The sequence below is a fragment of the Streptomyces araujoniae genome, assembly GCF_050871195.1.
GTDB lineage: Bacteria > Actinomycetota > Actinomycetes > Streptomycetales > Streptomycetaceae > Streptomyces > Streptomyces bacillaris.
The window spans coordinates 2,549,298-2,567,524 of sequence record NZ_CP194070.1 but is presented as its reverse complement, the minus strand read 5'-3'; the positions used below and the strand labels follow the sequence as shown (position 1 = coordinate 2,567,524).

The 18,227-nt window shown below is 74.3% G+C and carries 13 protein-coding genes and 1 pseudogene; 5 read left to right on the top strand and 9 right to left on the bottom strand.

Going from position 1 to position 18,227, the window contains the following annotated elements; genetic code table 11:
• Window positions 1-1,059 precede the first annotated feature (1,059 nt).
• The 5 genes from ACQ9ZG_RS10835 to ACQ9ZG_RS10815 all read right to left on the bottom strand — a co-directional run bounded on the left by ACQ9ZG_RS10835 (window position 1,060) and on the right by ACQ9ZG_RS10815 (window position 6,709).
• Entirely contained in the window at window positions 1,060-1,404 is a 345-nt protein-coding gene (locus ACQ9ZG_RS10835) for a DUF8844 domain-containing protein (RefSeq protein WP_028418436.1), read from the bottom strand.
• 153 nt (window positions 1,405-1,557) lie between these two features.
• Window positions 1,558-2,892 (bottom strand): AAA domain-containing protein, encoded by a 1,335-nt coding sequence (locus tag ACQ9ZG_RS10830; RefSeq protein ID WP_499280380.1) that lies wholly within the window; start codon window positions 2,890-2,892, stop codon window positions 1,558-1,560.
• 25 nt (window positions 2,893-2,917) lie between these two features.
• Window positions 2,918-4,534: a hypothetical protein gene (locus tag ACQ9ZG_RS10825; protein ID WP_499280379.1), complete on the bottom strand. Its 1,617-nt coding sequence runs from the start codon at window positions 4,532-4,534 to the stop codon at window positions 2,918-2,920.
• Window positions 4,525-5,763 carry a hypothetical protein gene (locus tag ACQ9ZG_RS10820; protein WP_386696644.1) on the bottom strand — a complete coding sequence of 413 codons (1,239 nt, stop codon included), beginning with the start codon at window positions 5,761-5,763 and terminating at the stop codon, window positions 4,525-4,527. The genes ACQ9ZG_RS10825 and ACQ9ZG_RS10820 overlap by 10 nt, the downstream gene beginning before the upstream one ends.
• Window positions 5,669-6,709 (bottom strand): phosphatase PAP2 family protein, encoded by a 1,041-nt coding sequence (locus ACQ9ZG_RS10815; protein ID WP_084995404.1) that lies wholly within the window; start codon window positions 6,707-6,709, stop codon window positions 5,669-5,671. The genes ACQ9ZG_RS10820 and ACQ9ZG_RS10815 overlap by 95 nt, the downstream gene beginning before the upstream one ends.
• Window positions 6,710-6,951: 242 nt before the next feature.
• Between ACQ9ZG_RS10815 and ACQ9ZG_RS10810 the strand changes: the two genes are divergently transcribed.
• The gene (locus tag ACQ9ZG_RS10810; RefSeq protein WP_109917692.1) at window positions 6,952-7,551 is read left to right on the top strand and encodes a histidine phosphatase family protein; all 600 of its coding nucleotides are present in this window, start codon (window positions 6,952-6,954) and stop codon (window positions 7,549-7,551) included.
• Window positions 7,552-7,955: 404 nt separating this feature from the next.
• Here ACQ9ZG_RS10810 and ACQ9ZG_RS10805 read toward each other — a convergent pair whose 3' ends face one another.
• On the bottom strand, window positions 7,956-9,401 hold the full coding sequence (locus tag ACQ9ZG_RS10805; RefSeq protein ID WP_499280377.1) for an NsdA family TPR-like regulatory protein: 1,446 nt from the start codon (window positions 9,399-9,401) through the stop codon (window positions 7,956-7,958).
• Window positions 9,402-9,644: 243 nt separating this feature from the next.
• Here ACQ9ZG_RS10805 and ACQ9ZG_RS10800 point away from each other — a divergent pair, with 243 nt between their 5' ends.
• On the top strand, window positions 9,645-10,130 hold the full coding sequence (locus ACQ9ZG_RS10800) for a hypothetical protein (RefSeq protein ID WP_181398346.1): 486 nt from the start codon (window positions 9,645-9,647) through the stop codon (window positions 10,128-10,130).
• A 139-nt stretch (window positions 10,131-10,269) separates the two neighbouring features.
• Window positions 10,270-11,166, top strand: a complete 897-nt coding sequence (locus ACQ9ZG_RS10795) for a spermidine synthase (protein ID WP_109916895.1) — start codon at window positions 10,270-10,272, stop codon at window positions 11,164-11,166.
• A 15-nt stretch (window positions 11,167-11,181) separates the two neighbouring features.
• On the opposite strand, the gene ACQ9ZG_RS10790 is transcribed toward ACQ9ZG_RS10795, so the two are convergent.
• Window positions 11,182-11,748 (bottom strand): hypothetical protein, encoded by a 567-nt coding sequence (locus ACQ9ZG_RS10790; RefSeq protein ID WP_109916894.1) that lies wholly within the window; start codon window positions 11,746-11,748, stop codon window positions 11,182-11,184.
• Window positions 11,749-11,938: 190 nt separating this feature from the next.
• On the opposite strand from ACQ9ZG_RS10790, the pseudogene ACQ9ZG_RS10785 reads away from it, so the two are divergent.
• Together ACQ9ZG_RS10785 and ACQ9ZG_RS10780 are read left to right on the top strand one after the other, a co-directional pair.
• Window positions 11,939-12,664, top strand: a pseudogene (locus ACQ9ZG_RS10785) (response regulator transcription factor); the annotation flags it as partial.
• 188 nt (window positions 12,665-12,852) lie between these two features.
• Window positions 12,853-14,334 (top strand): sensor histidine kinase, encoded by a 1,482-nt coding sequence (locus ACQ9ZG_RS10780; RefSeq protein ID WP_499280374.1) that lies wholly within the window; start codon window positions 12,853-12,855, stop codon window positions 14,332-14,334.
• 510 nt (window positions 14,335-14,844) lie between these two features.
• On the opposite strand, the gene ACQ9ZG_RS10775 is transcribed toward ACQ9ZG_RS10780, so the two are convergent.
• Both ACQ9ZG_RS10775 and aspT read right to left on the bottom strand, forming a co-directional pair.
• Window positions 14,845-16,497, bottom strand: coding sequence for a bifunctional aspartate transaminase/aspartate 4-decarboxylase (locus tag ACQ9ZG_RS10775; RefSeq protein ID WP_109917411.1), 1,653 nt, complete (start codon window positions 16,495-16,497; stop codon window positions 14,845-14,847).
• Between the two features lie 24 nt (window positions 16,498-16,521).
• Complete coding sequence (aspT, locus tag ACQ9ZG_RS10770) at window positions 16,522-18,225, bottom strand: aspartate-alanine antiporter (protein ID WP_109917410.1); 1,704 nt, start codon at window positions 18,223-18,225, stop codon at window positions 16,522-16,524.
• Between the last annotated feature and the right edge of the window lie 2 nt (window positions 18,226-18,227).

The window sequence follows — 18,227 nt, the reverse complement described above, 5'->3', positions numbered from 1 at the left end:
TCCTTGCAGGCGCGTTCAGATGCGCCACACGAGAAACGTGGGAGAGTCGCGAAACCAGTGCCAAGTGCCCTGCGAGCACGCGCAGATCCTATGGAGAGAGCGACGCCGCGCGCTCCTCGGCGGCATGATTTGAGTGTTCTGAATCGGAATCGTTACCTCCGAAGGGTGTGAGCCCGATCCGTCGGGGCCACGGTGTTCCCGGTGTGCGTGTTTTATCGCAACCGGCCGCTACCTTCCGGGAACGCGGAGTTACGGGTCTGTTCGCTCGATTCCACGGTTGCGGCCGCTCCGGCGGCGCGTTGGCCGGGGTGGGGCGGTGCCCGTGCCCCGGCCCGGGCCGGGCGGCCTCTGCGTGCCCTGCCCGGCGGCGAGTTGGCCGAGAGGGGTCCGGCGGGAAGGGCCTGCCGGCGGTGCTCCGTCCTTATGCCGGACGTATCACGGGAGGTGGCCCCATGCGGGAGCCCTGGGGCGTCGCGGGCGGGCGTGGGCCCTGGGCGGCGGACGGCGGTGCGGCCCGTCCGGCCCCGGGGCGCGGTGCGGACCCCTTCCGTACGGGAGGCCGGGGCGCCCGAGGGGGCGTCGTGTGCACGGGCCGCCGTCGGGAAAACACCGTGCGGCGGGCCCCGTTGTTGACAGCTCCTTAAATACAGAAGTCGACTTATTCATAGGGCGTCTGCAGTGGTCCGCTATGCGCCGGTACAGGGCGGAAAACCATCGCCGTCGAATCCGGTGGGTGCCGCCGAGGGGGCCGGTCGCGGCGGGAGAATCCCCGGTGAATTCACCGCGCGGGCGAGGGTGCGCGGGGCTTTCGGGGTGCGATGAAGATCGTCCATAGCTCAACACTGGGCGCGGAAGCGCTGGTTGATGCGGTGTCAGCGCCGGGCGGCTCGCCTCGGACGGGCCGGTGCTACCGGGGGTTCGTCAATGCAAAGACGTAGGCATCGCTTCCGGGGCGAATCCCCTGCGGAAGGCCCGTGGAGCGCGGTCGCCGGGCGCCCCGGCCGATCAGGGATCCGCTCGGGCCCTTCTCGCCCCGCGCGGGGGGCCCGAGCCGCCTGATCACGTGGGGGAGGAGGCGTCCAGCAGGGAGCGGCCGAACTCGATCATCTTCTTCGCGTAGTCCTCGGTCCACTCCGCGCGCTCCGCGACATCCGCCGCGGTCAGCCGGTCGAACCGGCGCGGGTCGGCGAGCTGTGCCGCCGCTATCGCCTGGAACTCCACCGACCGGTCCGTCGCCGCGCGGAAGGCCTGCGTCAGCTCGGTCGCGCGGGCCAGCAGCTCACGGGGGTCCTCCACCGACTCCAGGTCGAAGAAGTGCTCCGGATCGGCCACCGCCTCCGACGGCTCGAAGAGCAGCGGCGCGGGGCGCAGCCGCTGCCGTTCGTTCCGCTCGGACTGTGTCATGTGCTGTTCCTTCCTCAGGCGGTCCGGACAGCCCGGACGGCCACCCTCCATTGTCCAACCCCGCGCAAGAGTGCGACCGGCTTTCGGACGCTCTGCCCCCGTGGACCGCCCGGCGGGCCGGGCGCCCGGCCCGGTGGAGAGGGAACGGCGGGGCTACGGCCGCCAGCGCACCCGGTGCTCCGCGAGACGGGCCAGGACCGCGTGGTTGGCCTCCCAGCCGTCCGGGAACTTCACCGTGACGCCGAGCTGCACCGGCTCGGTCGACGGGTGCTCGTCCAGCAGCTCCGCCACCCCCTCCCGGCACACCACGACGCACGCGTGCCGGTGCCGTGAGGCCAGCACGCACAGCCGCCCCGTCTCCAGGTGGAACGCGGTCGCGTCGGGGCGGCCCGAGAGCGGGTGCAGGACCACCGTGACGTCGAACTCGCGGCCCTGGAGCCGGTTGGCCGTGTCCACCGCCACCCCCGTGACGCCCAGCTCCGCCAGGGCCGCCCGCACCGCCGCCGCCTGGTCGCGGTGGGCCGTGCCGACCGCCACCCGGTCCGCCGTCACCGGAACCGGATCGTCCGCCCGTTCGCTGGTGGCGACGCAGCCCCGGTCCAGCAGCCGGCGGACCACCAGCGCCACCGCCCGTACCGCCTCGGGGTCCGTACGCGGGGTGTGCCGGGCCGGCAGCTCCAGCAGCCCCCACCCGGCCTCGGCCGCCTCGTCCAGCACCCGGTCCGGCCCCGACCCGTCCGACGCCACCCCGAACGAGAGCTTCCGGTCCCCGTGGTCCGTGCCGCTGCGGAACGGCGTGTACGGGTAGAACGCGGCAGACACCAGCGGTGCCGCCGAGGCCGGGAGCCGCCAGGAGACCGGCAGCCGGTGCTGCGGCAGCTCCGGATTGTGCGCCAGCAGCGTGGAGACGGCGCTCGCGGACGGGTCGTAGCTCAGCCCCGCCCACTGGTCCGCGCCCACGATCGAGAACGGGTCCAGCTGTCCCGGGTCCCCGACGAACAGCGCCCGCTCGAACAGTCCGGCCACGGCCAGCAGCGCGTCGGAGCGCATCTGGTACGCCTCGTCGACGATCGCGTGCCCCCACGGCTCCACGTTCTTCACGTGCGCCCACTTGGCGGCCGTCGAGATCACCACGTCCAGCCCGGCCAGGTCCGCGGCCTTGGCCGATTTTCGTACGTTCTCCAGCCCGTCCAGCACCTTGTCGTACGGGTCGGAGTCGTTGCTGTGCAGCCGGCCCACCGGCAGCTCGGGCTCCTTCTCCGCGAGCCGCACCACCAGGTCGTCGACCTGGGCGTTGGTCTGCGCGACCACCATGAGCGGGTGCCCGGCGGCGGCCAGCTCCAGGGCCGCCCGGACCACCAGGGTCGACTTCCCGGCCCCGGGCGGGGAGTCCACGACGATGCCCCGGGCGGAGCCGCGCAGGGTGTCGTCGAGGATCGCCCCGGTCGCCCGCGCCGCCGCGGCGCCCGGGGCGAAGACGGTGGTCACAGCGGGTCCTCCCAGCCGAGGGTCGTCACAGCAGGTCCTCCGGGGTCACGGGGTCGGGGTGCTCCGCGTGCGCCGCGGCGTCCGCGCCCGGCGGGCCGCCGTGGGTCCACGGGGTCTCCTCCGGGTCGGGCAGCTTCGGCCCGCCGCGCTGGTCGTGCTCGAACAGGGTCCAGGCGATCCGCTCGCCCGGCTCCGGCAGCGAACCGGGCGCGGGCTCCTTGCCCCGCCCCATCCGGTCCATGATCCGCAGCACGATCAGGATCTCGCCGTCCGGGCCCTCCTCCTGCCCGGCCCGGACGAACTCGGCCGTCTGCGGCTTGCCGTCCAGCGAGCGGTAGACCTTGGTCCGCTCGCCGAGATGCGGCCGCTCGTCCGTGCGGAGGGTGACGAGGGGGCGCGGGGAGGGCCGCTTGGACTCGGTGTACGCCATCTCGACGCCGGTCACCGTCGCCAGGAACGCCTCGCCCGCCAGCCGCCGCCCCGCCAGTACCAGCGGATCGTCCAGCGCCTCCTGCGCCTCCAGCTGGGCCTGGGCGGTCTCCCGGGAGGCCAGCTTCTGCGCGGCCGTCACCGCGTCGTCGCGGCGGGGCTGCGGCGGCTCGCCGGAGCGCACCCGGTCGCGGTGGGCGGTGAAGGACCAGCGGTCGCGGGTCCACCGGTCCTCGGTCCGGGCCCCCTCGGGCAGCTCCCGCAGCAGGTCGAGCCCCTGCCACACCTTGTCCCAGGTCGGCAGGAGCACCGTGGCGAGCAGCGAGCGGATCTCGCGCTCGGCCCTGCTCAGCTCACCGTGGCCCTCGTCGGCCGCGAGCCCGTCCTCGGCCGCCGCGAACGCCGTACGGGCCCGGTCGTACCGCTCGATCGCCGGGGCCAGCAGCCGGTTGTCGAAGGCCGGGTCGGTGGCCGGTCCGGCGGGCGGGCACAGGAGCTGGCCCTCCGCGTCCCGGGCCAGCTCGGCGGCGAGGGCGGCCTCGGCCCCGGACGCCCCGTCCGGCGGGTCGATCCAGGCGAGCAGCGCCCCCAGGTGCTGGTCCTCCAGGCTGCTCTGGCCGGTCGCCCAGTGCCGGTTGAGCAGGTCCGTGGCGGCCAGCAGCAGCGAGGAGCCGGGCACCCGGGCCCGCTCCCCGTAGTGCGTGAGCCAGCGGCCGAGCAGCGGGACGCGCACCGGGGCCGGGTACGGCGTCTCCGGGTCGTCCTCGGCGGTCCGGCGGAACCGCATGGAGCGGCCGAGCAGCCGGACGAACTCGATGCCCGCCCGGCTCGGCACGATCAGCTGCGGGGCGTCCGTGCACAGCTCGACCTCGACCTTGGTCTTCTTGCCGGTGGCCGGGTCGGTCTCGTTGCGCTCGGTGGGCTCGACGACGTCCTCGTACGCCTCGATGTGCGGAAGGACGGCCTCCGCCAGCTCGGCGAGGAACGCGAACCGCAGGTCCCGGTCGCGCGGCTGGGCGACCGCCAGCAGCCGGGGCCGGTCGCGCTCGGTGCCGACCAGGGCGCCGAGCGGCGCCCCGGCCTCCCCGGCGGTGGTGAGCGGGACCAGGACCAGCGGGCGGTCGGTGATATGGCGGTGGCGGACGGTCGCGAGCGGCTGGGCGCGGCCGGAGTCCACGGCCTCCAGCCGGGCGAGGGTGGTGATCAGCGACATGCGGCGGACTCCTCCTCGCGGGCACGCCCGCGCAGGACGGCCGCGCTCTCCAGGGCCTCGGCGCGCCGGGCCGCCGCGCTCTCCAGGGCCTCCGCGCGCAGCGCCGCGGCCCGGCGCAGGGCGGCGACGGTCGGGTCGGCCGGATCGCCCTCCTTGCCGGCGGCGGCGGCCAGCACCCCGGCCACCGTGGTCAGCCCGCCCAGCTCCCCGCGCACGCTCCGGCCGAGGGTCTCCACGGCCCCCTCGGCCCGGGACCGCGCCCGGCAGTGGAAGGCCAGCTCGCAGGCGGCCAGGCACTCGGGGGCGTACGCGGCGGAGACGGCGGAGACGGCGGACTCCAGCTCCTGCGGCGAGCACGCCGGGTCGAAGGTCGTCCCCTCGGGGAGGGCCGCGGCGATGTCCTCGACACGTGTGAGCCGGGTCAGCTGGCGGCGGGTGACGGCCCGCTGCTTGCGTACGTCGACGACGGAGGCGGTCGGCAGGTTCGAGAAGTCCTTGGGGCAGACCAGCAGTACCCGGTGGTCCACCTCCGCGCCCTCGGTCACCGCCGCCACCCGCTCCAGCGCCAGCACGTACACCGCGGCCTGGCGGGCGGCGGCCCCGACCTTCGCGGCGTCGGCGGAGGCGTCGATCATCGGGAACGACTTGATCTCGACCACCGTCCAGCGGCCGTCGGGGTGCACCACCACCGCGTCCGGCTCCAGATAGGCGGGGGAGCCCGCCACCTCCAGGGCCAGCATCGGGTGGTCCAGCAGCGCCCAGCCGCCCGCCGCCGTCGCCTCCCGCAGGGCGAGCGCGGTCCGGGCGGCCCGGCCCTCGGGACCGGCGGCGCTCAGATCGGGCGTGGCGGCATCCGGGCCCGGGGCGGGGGAGGAGCCCGCGAGCCGCTCGTGCAGCAGGCGCAGCAGCTCCGCGCCGCCGTCGGCCTTCACCCGGGCCTCGAAGGCGTTGCCCCGCATGAACGCGAACTGGGACTGGCCGAAGGGGGCGGGGGAGCCGAGGGCCTGGGCCAGCACGCCCTTGTCGACCCCGGCGCCGTCGAGCAGGGCGCGCCGCCTGCAGCCGGGGTTGGCGGCGAGCGCGGCCAGCGCCCGGGCGTCCAGCGGGTGCGGGGCGACCGAGGGGCCGCGCAGCTCAGCGAGCCGCTGCCGGAGCGTCGTCGTCGGCCGGTGCTCCGGCGCGGGCTTCCGTGGCCGCGCCGCCGGGTCCTGCGCCGCCTGGCCCCCCACCTGGTCCTGCGGCGTCGGCTGCCGCTCCACGGGGTGCTGCCGGCCCGTCGGCCGACGCGTCGGGGGAATCTGCGGAGGAGGTCCGCTGGCCGGGGATTCGCTCACCCGCGGAAGTCTTGCATCCGCCACTGACAATCGGGGACTTGACCGGCTCGGATGCCGTCCGCACGGTGGCGAGGAGAGCCCGCAGCCGCCCCTTGATCCGGTCGGCCAGCCGGATGACCGGCCTGGTCAGCAGGGCTCCGGCGCCCATGACGGCGGCGCCCGCGACCGCGTCGAGGAAATAGTGGTTCGCGGTGCCCATCACCACGATGGTGGTGATCAGGGGGTACGCGATCCCGGCCGCCCGCAGCAGCGGGTGGCGGCCGTGGCGCCACAGCAGGATGCCGCACCACAGGGACCAGCCGACGTGCAGGCTCGGCATCGCCGCGTACTGGTTGGTCATCCCGCTCAGCCCGCGCGGCGCGCTCGCGCCCTCGCCCCACCACCCGTACGCGCTGTACTGCGCCATCGTGTCGACGAACCCGTGGCTCGCGTCCAGCAGCCGGGGCGGGCAGGTCGGCAGGAGCGTGAAGCCGACCAGACCGAGCAGCGTGGAGTTCATCAGCCAGACCCGCGCCGCCCGGTACGCGGCCGACCTGCGCCGGAACATCCAGACCAGGATCGCCGGGGTGACCAGGTAGTGCAGCGTGGCGTAGGCGAAGTCGGCGGGTATGCCTATGGCAGGGGTGCTGGTGAAGAGACGATTCAGCGGTTCCTCGGCGTTCAGGTACAGCGCCTGCTCGAACCGGAGGATCGCCAGCCCGTGGTCGACCGCCGTCGACACGTCCCCGCGGACCAGGAGGCGGCCCACGGAGTACAGCGCGTAGACCACCGCGATCAGCGGCAGCTCCGTCCACCAGCGGGGCCGGTGACCGGTCGCGGGCAGGGCGGTGGCGTGCGGCATCCGGTGGCTCTCCCCGTGTTCATGCGGCCGACGGTCAGCGTTCAACCGTAAGGCGGTGGCGGGCCGCCCTGTCCCCCGGGGGTCTCCTCCCGGACATCCCCTACGCAGCCTGCCCCGCCGCGGCGGTCCTACCGCTGCGAGCGGCTGCTCAAGGGAGGGACGCCGGAGCGGGCCCGGAGGTTGCCCGGCGGGGCGGTACGGGATGATGGAAGGCCGCACCACCGTTCCAGGGAGCACCCCGCATGGCACCGCGCATCCTCCTCGCCCGGCACGGCCAGACCCAGTGGTCGGTCCAGGGCAACCACACCGGCCGGACGGACATCCCGCTCCTGGACACCGGCCGCGAGGGCGCGAAGCTGCTCGGCGAACGGCTGCACCGGGCGCCGTGGGACGGCCTCCCCGGCGTCGAGGTGCGCACCAGCCCGCTGGCCCGGGCCGCCGAGACCTGCGAGATCGCCGGATTCGGGGAGCGGGCCGAGCGGTGGGACGCGCTGATGGAGTGGGACTACGGGGCGTACGAGGGGCTGACCCCGGCGCAGATCAAGGCGGACCGCCCCGACTGGCTGATCTGGCGCGACGGGGTCCCGGAGGGGGAGTCCGTCGCGGAGGTCACCGCCCGCGCGGACGAGGTGGTCGGCTGGGCGCGGTCGGCCGACCGTGACGTGCTGGTCTTCGCCCACGGCCACATCCTGCGCGCCCTCGCCGCGCGCTGGCTGGGCGAGGACCTGTCCTTCGGCGCCCGCATCCGCCTGGAGCCGACGTCGCTGTCGGTACTGGGGTGGGCGTACGGGGAGCCGGCGATGGAGCGCTGGAACGACACGGGGCACCTGGAGACGGCCTGACCCACTGCGGCCCGTCCGGCGCCCCTTTCAGCCCGTCCGGCGCTTGAGGGCGCAGGCCCGTGGCCGTCCCAGCCCCTCCCGCGCTTGAGGGCGGAGGCCCGTGGTCATCCCAGCCCGTCCGGCGCTTGAGGACGGAACCCTTGCCTGGGTGGGCGGGCACTCTCTCGGCCCCCGTGGCGGGGGAGCCCCTTGTACGTGCCCCGGACGGGCTCGACGGTTCCGACCTCAAACGCCGGACGGGCTGCAAGGCACCCCGGGACGGGCCGGAGGGTGCACCTTCAAGGCGGGCCGGAGGAGGCACCCTCCGGCAGGCTCGGGTGGGCGCCCTCGAACGCCGACGGGCTAGAGCGTTCGCCCCGGGGCGGGTCGGAGGAGCACCCTCAGGACGGGCTGGAGTGGTCGCCTCAGGACCGGCTGGAGGAGGCGCCCTCGGGCAGGGCCGGGTGGGCGCCCCCCAACCCCCGGTGGCGGGTCAGGAAGGACTCCGCGCCGGACACCCCGCCCGCCCGCCCCTCCAGCACCCGCGCCGCCCCCGCCACCATCCCCCGGATCCGGGACGAGCGGACCCGGTCCAGGAGGTCCAGCACCTGGTGGCCCGTGGTGGCGGCCTCCTCCACCCTGCCCGCCCGCGCCAGGTCCCCCGCCAGCTGCGCCCGGTACAGCGCCAGGTTCCGGGTGAAGTGCGCGTCCTGGAGCGTCACCGCCCGCCGCCCGTGCCGCGCGGCACGGGACCAGTCGCCCAGCGCCGACCAGCACTGCGCCTCCAGCAACTCCAGCTCCGCCTCCCGGAAGAAGCTCATCCACTCCGGATCCCCGGCCGCCGTCCCCCGCTCGAACGCCGCCCGCGCCCGCCCGATCGCCCGGTCGCACCCCGTACGGTCCCCGAGCCCCGCCCGGCCCCCCGCCTCCCGCAGCGCGAGCAGCGCCAGCAGCCGGGGCGAGCCGAGCGCGCGGGCCGCCCGCTGTCCGGCCTCCGCCGCCCGTACGGCCTCCCGCGGCCGGCCCGCGTCCCGGGCCAGGAACGAGGTGTTGCAGAAGGCGTGCGCCTCAAGACCCGCGTCCCCGGCCAGCCGTGCCGTCGCCAGGGCCTCCGCGTAGTGCGAGCGCGCGTCCTCGAAGCGCCCCGAGTCATGGGCCAGCCACCCCACCGAGATGGCCAGCTCACCCGCGCCCGCGTGCAGCCGGTCGGACACCGCCCGCCGGGTCGTGGCCCCGGTGTCCAGCAGCTCGTACGCCGCCCGCAACGGCCGCGCGGCCTGCCGGTAGAGCCCGTCGCCCCCGCGCCGGTCGTCCAGCACCCGGATCCGCCGCACCGCCTGCTCGACGGCGTCCACCTCGCTCTCGCCGACCCGGCGCTGTGCGGGCAGGGAGACCCCGGCGGCGGAGGCGGGTGGGCCGCCGAGCCCCAGGGAAGCGGCGGCCACCGTGGCCGTACCGCCCATCATGAACACGCGACGCAGCACGTCGCTCTCCTCGTCGGTGTGGTGGGACTCGTCAGGGGCAGGTGGGGCAGGTTGGGCAGAGGGGGCCTCGGAGGCGGCCGCGGGAGCGGAAGGGCCGGAAGGAGCGGAACCGGACCGCGCCCCCCGTCCCCGTACGCTCTCGCGGGCCGAGAAGCCCAGGTCGGCCAGGGACGCCCCGGGGAACATGTGCAGGAAGACCCGCTCGTACGCGTAGTTGGGGCAGCGGATCTCCCCGGACTCCACGCGCCCGATGTACCGGGCGTCACACGCGACCTGCTCACCGATCTCGCGCGCCGCCCTGCGGACGGCGGCCGCGAACTCCCCCGCGGAGCGCTGTCCGCGCAGTCGGCGGAAGGCGAGGTTGGGAACTGCCCCTGTCGACACCATGGCCGGCCCCTCTCTGGTGCTGGCCGGGTCCTGCTTTCCGGTGTCCCGGCGGAGCATGAACGTACCTGCTGTGACGGAGGACACAGGCCTCTTTTCGTCGCAAATCAGCCCGTACCGACCGTGATCCGCCATGAACTGCCACCCTTTGCGGCGGTGTGTTCCCGTAGCCCTTGACGCCCCCGTGCCGTTGGTCCATGTGGAGACGGAGTGTGGCTCCGTTCGGCGATGAGAGGAGGGGTTCCCTTGCTGCACCTCGGCATGGAGACCGGCTCACGGACGACCGCGACGAACCCGACGACGACCACGACCCCCACGGCCCCGACCACGAACCCGGCATCCGCCCCGCCCCCCGCTCCCGCCCGCGCATCCGCGGCGGCGGACCAGCCCTGCGACCTCGTCACCGTCCCCGCCCGCCAGGGGCTGGAGGCCGTCGACATCCTCCGCCGCGGCCGGGACCACGTCGGCGTCGGCCCGGTCCTGCACAACGGCGCCTGCGACACCCTCGGCTTCCTGGTCCCGCCCGGCACCGCCGACGCCTGGGACGTACCGGGCAGCGCCTGTACGCGGACGGACGGGCGCGGGCTGCGCATCCCCGCCGAACCGCCCGCCGCGGGCTCCGGCTGGCTGCTCCCGCCCGCCGAGGACGCCCCCGTCACCGACCCGGCCGTCCTGCGCGCCGCCCTCGACCAGGCGGCCCGGCTCCTGGAGGTTGCCGACAACTGCCGGTGACCGGTCCGCCGCCACCGGGCGGAGAGGGCTGCCGCTCGTCCGGAGACCGCCGGTGCCCCCGGGGCGCCCATAATGGCCGTACGGGCGGAACCCTCCGCCACCGGCACCCCGGCCCCTCCACCAGCAAGGACCCGCGTACGTGGCACGAAGAGGAGCGCCGGACAAGGGCAGGAAGGACCGCACCCGGGGCAGGGAGGAGCGCGAGCCCTTCGCCGCCCCCGTCGACAGCGGCCGTGCCGAGCTGCTGCCCGACCGGGAGCGCCCGGACGGCTGGACGCTGCTGCTCGACGGCGCCCCGCAGTCCCATGTGGACCTCGGCGACCCCGCGCACCTCTCCTTCGCCTACCAGCGCCGGCTCGGCCACGTCATCGACCTCGCCGCGCCGCCGCTCCAGCCCCTGCACGTCCTGCACCTGGGCGGCGGCGCCTTCACCCTCGCCCGGTACACCGCCGCCACCCGCCCCCGCTCCACCCAGCAGATCGTGGAGATCGACGCGGCTCTCGTCCGGCTCGTGCGCGAACGGCTCCCGCTGGACCCGCAGGCGCGCGTCCGGGTCCGGTCGGTGGACGCCCGCGAAGGGCTCGCCAGGCTCCCGGACGGCTGGGCGGACCTGGTCGTCGCGGACGTCTTCAGCGGTGCCCGGACCCCCGCGCACCTGACGTCCGCCGAATTCCTCACCGACGTACGGCGGGTGCTGAAGTCCTCCGGGCAGTACGCCGCCAACCTGGCCGACGGCCCGCCGCTGGCCCATCTGCGCGGCCAGATCGCCACCGCCGCCGCCGTCTTCCCCGAACTGGCCCTCGCCGCCGACCCCGCGGTCTGGCGCGGCCGACGCTTCGGCAACGCGGTCCTGCTGGCCTCCGCCCTGCCGCTGCCGGTGGCTGAGTTCACCCGCCGGGTGGCGAGCGACCCGCACCCCGGCCGGGTCGAACACGGCCGCGCGCTCCGGGACTTCACCGGCGGCGCCGCGGTGGTCACCGACGCGGCGGCCAAGCCGTCGCCCGCGCCCCCGCCGTCCGTCTTCAAGGACCTCTGACCCCGAGGGGGAGGCTCAGGGCTCGACGACCTGCACCATCGGCGGGGTCCCGTTCCAGGTGCAGAAGACCGAGTACGTCTTCCCGTTCACCCCGCCCCCGTCGCTGAAGTCGACCCGGATCCAGGCGTCGTTCGTCCACACCTGCATCGACCAGCCCGGCTCCGGCGTCGCGGAGACCAGCTTCGCCGAGCTCTTCCCCAGCTCGAACACGACCCGGCCGCCCTTGGTGCGGTACCCCTTCACCTCACCGGAGGCCGTGACCGCCCCGGTGGACGCGGGCGGCTCCGGTGGAGCGCTCGACGGCGTACGGGACGGGCGCGCGGTGGACGGGGAGGGGCTCGGTCCGCTGCGCCGCGCCGAGGGGGAGGGGGACGGCGAGGCGCGGTGGGTGGACGAGACGAGGGGCTCCTCGGTGGACTGCCCGATGCGCTGCGGTGCCCCCGCCCCCACGGAGATCGGCACGGCCCGGGGCGGGTCGTAGGCCGTTCCCGTCATGACGGTGTGCACACCCCACCACGACAGCGTGACCGCCGCGCCGGTGGCGAGCGACCACGCGAGCGCGTGTACGAGTCCTCGTTGCATCGGGCACATCCTGCCCCACCCGCACCGGAACTGTCCCCCGCCGGTATCCCCCGGCATCCCTCCGCCCGCACCCGGACCGCGCCCCTCCGACTCCCTCCGTTCCGGCTCGGAACGCCTCCCGTTCCGGCCTTTGCGGAGGTTTCCGGCGGTGGCGGGACCGGGCCCCGTGCCATGGCGTACGGTGCGGCCCATGGCAAGTGTGCTCGTGGTCGAGGACGACCAGTTCGTACGTTCCGCCCTCATCCGGCACCTCAGTGAGGCCTCCCACACGGTACGGAGTGTGGGCACCGCGCTCGAAGCCCTGCGCGAGGTCGCGCACTTCCGCTTCGACGTGGTCATCCTCGATCTCGGGCTGCCCGACCTGGACGGCGGCGAGGCGCTCAAGATGCTGCGCTCCATCACCGACGTCCCCGTCATCATCGCCACCGCCCGGGACGACGAGAGCGAGATCGTCCGGCTCCTCAACGACGGTGCCGACGACTACCTCACCAAGCCGTTCTCCGTCGAGCACCTCTCCGCCCGCATGGCCGCCGTACTGCGCCGCGCCCGTGCGGCCGGCGAGCAGGCGCCCCCGCCCCGGGTCATCCGCGTCGGCGGGCTCGCCATCGACCCGCTGCGCCGCAGCGCCGAGCTGGACGGTGCCCAACTCGACCTCACCCGGCGCGAGTTCGACCTGCTGACCTTTCTGGCCGGGCGCCCCGGGGTGGTCGTGGCCCGCAAGGAGCTGCTGGCCGAGGTCTGGCAGCAGTCGTACGGCGACGACCAGACCATCGACGTCCACCTCTCCTGGCTCCGCCGCAAGCTCGGTGAGACCGCCGCCCGCCCGCGCTATCTGCACACCCTGCGCGGCGTCGGCGTGAAGCTCCAGCCCCCGGCCGACGCGGCTCCGGCCCAGCTGCCGTCGGCCCCTGTGCCGCCGACCCGGACGCCGCCGACCCGGACACCCCCGGCGCAGATATCACCGCCCCAGATGCCACCGCCTCAGATATCACCGCCCCAGATGCCTCCGGCTCAGATGCCGCCCCCCGGCATGCCGCCGCCCGCCGAGGTGCCGCAGCCGGGCGCCCCGCCCCACCGCGGCGCCCCGGCCGTGGAGCCGCCCGCATGAGATGGGCCCTGGTCAAGGTGTGTCTGGCCGTCACCGCGATGGTCGTCATCGCCTTCGCCGTACCCCTCGGGCTCGTCATCCGGGAGATGGCCAGCGACCGGGCCTTCTCCGACGCCGAACGCCAGGCCGCGACCATCGCCCCCGCGCTCTCCATCACCACCGACCGCGAGGAGCTGACCCGGGCCGTCCTCTCCACCGAACCCGGCGACCGGGGGCGGCTCGCCGTCCATGTCCCCGACCCCGGCAAGTCGGTGGACGGCGGCACCGCGGCCGAGGCCCTGCACATCGGCACCCGCCGCGCCCCGGCCAAGGACATCGCGACCGTGCGCAAGGCGGGCCGCGCCTCCATCACCGAGGTGGCCGGCGGCTTCGCCCTCCTCCAGCCCACCGCGCTCTCCACCGGGGACATCGCCGTGGTGGAGGTCTTCGTCCCCGAGGGCGAGGTCTCCAACGGGGTCGCCACCGCCTGGCTGATCCTGGCGGGCGTCGGCGTCGCGCTGATCGTCGGGTCGGTGGCGGTCGCGGACCGGCTCGGCATCCGGATGGTCCAGCCCGCCCAGCGGCTCGCGGCGGCCGCCCACGACCTGGGGGAGGGGCAGCTCGCCACCCGGGTCCCCGAGGAGGGCCCCACCGAACTCCGTTCCGCCGCAGTGGCGTTCAACTCGATGGCCGACCAGGTCGTCCAGCTCCTGGCCAACGAGCGCGAGCTGGCCGCCGACCTCTCGCACCGGCTCCGCACCCCGCTCACCGTCCTCCGGCTGAACGCCGCGTCCCTCGGCGAGGGCCCGGCGGCCGACCAGACCCGGGCGGCGGTCGAGCAACTGGAGCACGAGGTCGACACGATCATCCGGACCGCCCGCGAACAGCGCCCGCAGACGCAGGGGGCGCAGAAGGGCGCCGGGGCGGGGTGCGACCTCTCCGAGGTGATCCGGGAGCGGATGGGCTTCTGGTCGGCGCTGGCGGAGGACGAGGGCCGCGAGGTGCGGCTCGCGGGAGTGGACCGTACGGTACGCATCCCCGTCGCCCGCCCCGAACTGGCCGCCGCCCTGGACGCGTTGCTCGGCAACGTCTTCCGCCACACGCCCGAGGGCACGGCCTTCGCCGTCGACGTCCACCACAGCGGGGACGCGGCCATCGTCCTCGTCTCGGACGCGGGCCCCGGCATCGACGACCCGGAGGCGGCCCTGGCCCGGGGCGCCAGCGGGCGTTCCCGGGCGAAGGGCGCGGTCGGCTCCACCGGGCTCGGCCTGGACATCGTGCGCCGGGTCGCCGAGTCCACCGGCGGGGACCTGCGCATCGGCCGGTCCGTGCTCGGCGGCACGGAGGTCCGGATCTGGATCGGGCTGAACGGCAGCGGCGGCGGCCCCGAGCGCGGCGGGCGCGGCCACGGCCGCCGGGTGGGCCGCCGGGTCGGCCGGCAGCGCCGCAGGGAGCGCGACGAGCCCCGGACCGCGGCCGGTCCCGGGGCCCAGCATTAACCCGCGCCCATGCGTTCCTTAAGCGAACCCTAAGAACATCAACACCGGTCCGTAACGCCCTCTTTGCCCGTTGCCCTGCCGCTAGCGTGTTCTCACGTCCTCCACCCCGGGACCACGCCCGACTCCATCCCGTCACGTCTTCCACACCCCGCAGCTCACACCCCACCCGGCTCACCCCGCCGCCCACCCGGCTCACCCCAGCCCCCGGGCCCCAGCCCCGGCCCGCGCCCCGAGGTTCCGGCGCCCAGCCCCCTCGGACGCCCCGGAGCCCCGAAGACCCGCCCGCGCCCCCCTGCGCGAGCGCACCGACCCCCACGCCGACCCCCGCTGCCACCGGCCGCCCCGGTGGCGGCGGGGACTCCGGTCCCCAGACCACCCAGCCCCCCACGCGCGCGTCCCGGCCGGGCCACACCCCACCCCCGGCCGGGACGTGCCCCCTCCGCCCCGGGCCTTTCGTCGAACGGCCGCCGGCCGCCTGCCGCGCGACGGACGGCAGTCTGACGACAGGCCCTAGCGGGCCCCGGCCCGCCACTCCTGCGCGTACTCGTCGAAGATCGCCCGCAGATGGTGGCCGATCTTCAGGTAGTCCAGGTCGTCCAGGTTGGCCAGCGACACCCGCACCGACCACTCGGGCCCGTCGAACCCGCCCCCGTTCAGCAGGACCACCGACGTCTGCTCGGCCAGCCGGAACAGCGGGTCCACCGGCTCGTAGTTGGCCTCCAGGAACTCCGCGAACGGCTTCCCGTGGACGCGCTCGGCCTCGGCCAGCAGATCCAGCTCGATGTAGTACGCGGCCCGCTTCGGGTCCTCCGAGACCTTCATGTGCACGCCCTCCAGCAGGAGTTCGAGCCGCTGTCGCACGATGGCCCGGATGCGGTGCTTGTACGCCTGGCCCTCGTCCAGCATGTCGAAGAGCGAGAACAGCGCCATCATCACCTGCTGCGGGAGCGAGAGCCCGGCCGTGTGGTTGAGCGCCACCTGCCGCGAGTCCGCCACCATCCGGTCGATGAACCGCATCTTCTCCGGCTCCAATGACAGCGTCCCGTAACGCCTGTTGAGCCGCTCCTTCTGCTCCTCGCCCTGCTCCTTCAGCATCGCGTCGATCACGTTGTCGTCGTGCAGCCCGATCACCCCGAGCCGCCAGCCGGTCGCCCCGTAGTGCTTGGAGTAGGAGTAGACGAGCAGCGTGTTGCGCGGCAGGTCGGCGGCGAGCGAGCGGAAGCCCTCGACGAAGGTCCCGTACACGTCGTCGGTCACGATGATCAGGTTCGGGTTCCGCTCACCGACGATGGAGACGATCTGCTCGCTCACCCGTGAGGAGAGCGCCAGCGAGGGCGGGTTGCTCGGGTTGACGCAGCAGACCAGCTTCACCGACGGGTCCGCCAGCTTGGCGATCTCCTCCTCCGGGTAGCGCCACTGCCGCACCCCGGTCTCGGTGAAGAGGTTCGCCTCCACGTGGACCACGTCGAAGCCGTACGTGTCGAGTTCGGGGATCTCCAGGTACGGGGTGAACACCGGGACCATCAGGGCGATCCGGTCGCCCTTCGCCAGGATCCCGTTCTTCATCAGGGAGTCGAAGATGTAGCACATCGCCGCCGTGCCGCCCTCGGTGGCGAACAGGCTCAGCGTCTGCCCCTCCGGCGGGCGGTGGTCGAACATCTCGTCCGCGATGTAGCCGCGCACGATCTCCTCGGTGTGGCGCAGGATCCGGTCCGGCACCGGGTAGTTGTCCCCGATCGAGGCGTCCGCCAGCTCGTGCGCGAACGCGTCCCGGTCGAAGCCGAACCGCTTCACCGCCAGGTCCACGCTCGCCTTCAGCAGCTCGATGCCCGGCAGCTCCGGATGCGTACGGACGAACCGCTCGAACCGCTCCGCGCACCCCGCCTCCTCCGGCATCCCGCCCAGGTTGTCCGCCGTCCAGACCCGGCGGGACTCGGAGATCGCGAAGTAGCCGAGCGCGTGGTACGCCTCGCGGGGGCCGGTCGCGGTCCAGTTGGGGTTGCCCCGGCCCGCGTTGAGCATGGCCCGGGTCGTCTTCCCCTTCTGGCCGGGCTTGTCGCTCTGCGCCTCCGTCGCGATCTGGATGAACTTGTCCTTCAGCTCGAAGGGCGAGAGCTGGGCGAAGGACCGGATCTCTTCCCGGCTGAGCTTGGTCTTGGGCATGGTGGTGTCCGCTCCCGTGCAGGGTCAGTGGTTGAGGATGACGATCACGGCGCCCCACACCGTCAGCAGGACGTTGCCGACGGCGTACGGAATCGTGTAACCGAGGGTGGGGATCTGCGACTTGGAGGTCTCGTTGACGGCGCCGATCGCCGCCGTGGTGGTCTGGCCGCCCGCCAGGACGCCCATCAGCACCGGGAACCGGATCTTCTGGATGTGGTGCCCGACCAGGAACCCCACGATCAGCGGGACCACGGTGGCGACCGCCCCGAAGACCAGCAGCCCCCAGCCGGCCGTGGAGAGCCCGCTGGTGAAGCCGGGACCGGCGTTGATGCCGACGACGGCGACGAAGAGGCAGAGGCCGAGGGTGTCCATGAACCACTGGGCGCCCGGCGGCACGTTCCCGTACGTCGGGTACTTCCCGCGGATCCACCCGAAGACCAGGCCCATGATCAGCCCGCCGCCCGAGGTGGAGAGCGAGATCGGCACCCCGCCGGCCGTCAGCGCCGGGATGCCGATGCAGCCGCCGAGGAAGATGCCGAGCCCCACCCAGACCATGTCGGTGGCGAAGCTGGTCGGCACCGGCTTGCCGAGCGCCTTCGCCGCCGGGCCGACCAGCCGCTCCGGGCCGGTGAGGATCAGCGTGTCGCCGCGCTCCAGCGGGGTGGAGAGCCGGTAGGGGAACTCGGCGCCCGCCCGGTACAGCCGGTCGATGTAGACGCCGACCATGAACGGCTCCCGGCGCACCTCCGCGACCGTCCGCCCGAGGTGCTCCTTCCGCGAGACGACGACATGCAGCGTCTCCGTGCGGTAGCCGAGCAACTCGACGTCGTCGGCCTCGGCGCCGATGTGCGTACGGGGGTCGAAGTCGACCAGGTCGCCCCGGATCGCGCTGACCGCGACGGTGTCGCCGAGCCGGAGCGTACGGGACTGGTCGTGCTCCAGGACCGTGCCCTCGCGGCGGACGCCGGTGAGGTAGACGCGGCGGCCCAGCGCCCGCTGCTGCTCCTCGAAGCCGGCCACCGAGCGGCCCGCCAGGTCGGGGCGGTCGACGCGGTAGGCGCGCAGCACCACCTCGTAGTAGCCCGCACCCTCGTCCGGGCTCTCGTCCGGCGCGTCCAGCTCGGCGGCGAGGTCGGCGCTCTCCTTCGCCAGGTCCCTGCGGTAGAGCCGGGGCAGCACGTTGGCCAGGAGCATCGCGCACAGGATGGTGCCCAGCGGGTACGTCACCGCGTACCCGACGGCCACCAGGTTCTCCTGGGTCTTCACCTCGTCGGCCGACAGCCCCGGCAGCGTACCGATGGCGTCCTGGGCGACGCCGATCGCGGCCGACTGGGTGAGGGCCCCGCTCATCAGCCCGGCGCCGAGCCCGGGGCCGTAACCGAGCATGCTCGCGAAGAGCCACGAGACCAGCAGCCCGGTCACACAGACCACCACCGCGTTGACCACCTGCGGCAGGCCGTCCTTCTTCAGACCCCGGAAGAACTGGGGTCCGACCCGGTAGCCCAGGGCGAACAGGAACATGATGAAGAACAGGTTCTTCACCGTGTCGTCGATGTCGACCTTGAACTGCGCGCCCAGCACCAGCCCCGCCACCAGGCACCCCGTCACCGCGCCCAGCGCGATGGCCCGGTAACGGACCTTGCCCAGCAGGAAGCCGAGCGCGACGACGATGAAGACGAGCAGTTCGGGGTGGGGCTGGAAGATGTTCCGGTCGAGGAAGTCGATCACGT

Bases quoted from the DNA above. Each gene is read 5' to 3' on its own strand.
- ACQ9ZG_RS10775 (WP_109917411.1), bottom strand. From the start codon at position 16,497: ATGCCCAAGACCAAGCTCAGCCGGGAAGAGATCCGGTCCTTCGCCCAG.
- ACQ9ZG_RS10805 (WP_499280377.1), bottom strand. From the start codon at position 9,401: ATGGTGTCGACAGGGGCAGTTCCCAACCTCGCCTTCCGCCGACTGCGC.
- ACQ9ZG_RS10825 (WP_499280379.1), bottom strand. From the start codon at position 4,534: ATGTCGCTGATCACCACCCTCGCCCGGCTGGAGGCCGTGGACTCCGGC.
- ACQ9ZG_RS10810 (WP_109917692.1), top strand. From the start codon at position 6,952: ATGGCACCGCGCATCCTCCTCGCCCGGCACGGCCAGACCCAGTGGTCG.
- ACQ9ZG_RS10780 (WP_499280374.1), top strand. From the start codon at position 12,853: ATGAGATGGGCCCTGGTCAAGGTGTGTCTGGCCGTCACCGCGATGGTC.
- ACQ9ZG_RS10835 (WP_028418436.1), bottom strand. From the start codon at position 1,404: ATGACACAGTCCGAGCGGAACGAACGGCAGCGGCTGCGCCCCGCGCCG.
- ACQ9ZG_RS10815 (WP_084995404.1), bottom strand. From the start codon at position 6,709: ATGCCGCACGCCACCGCCCTGCCCGCGACCGGTCACCGGCCCCGCTGG.
- ACQ9ZG_RS10790 (WP_109916894.1), bottom strand. From the start codon at position 11,748: ATGCAACGAGGACTCGTACACGCGCTCGCGTGGTCGCTCGCCACCGGC.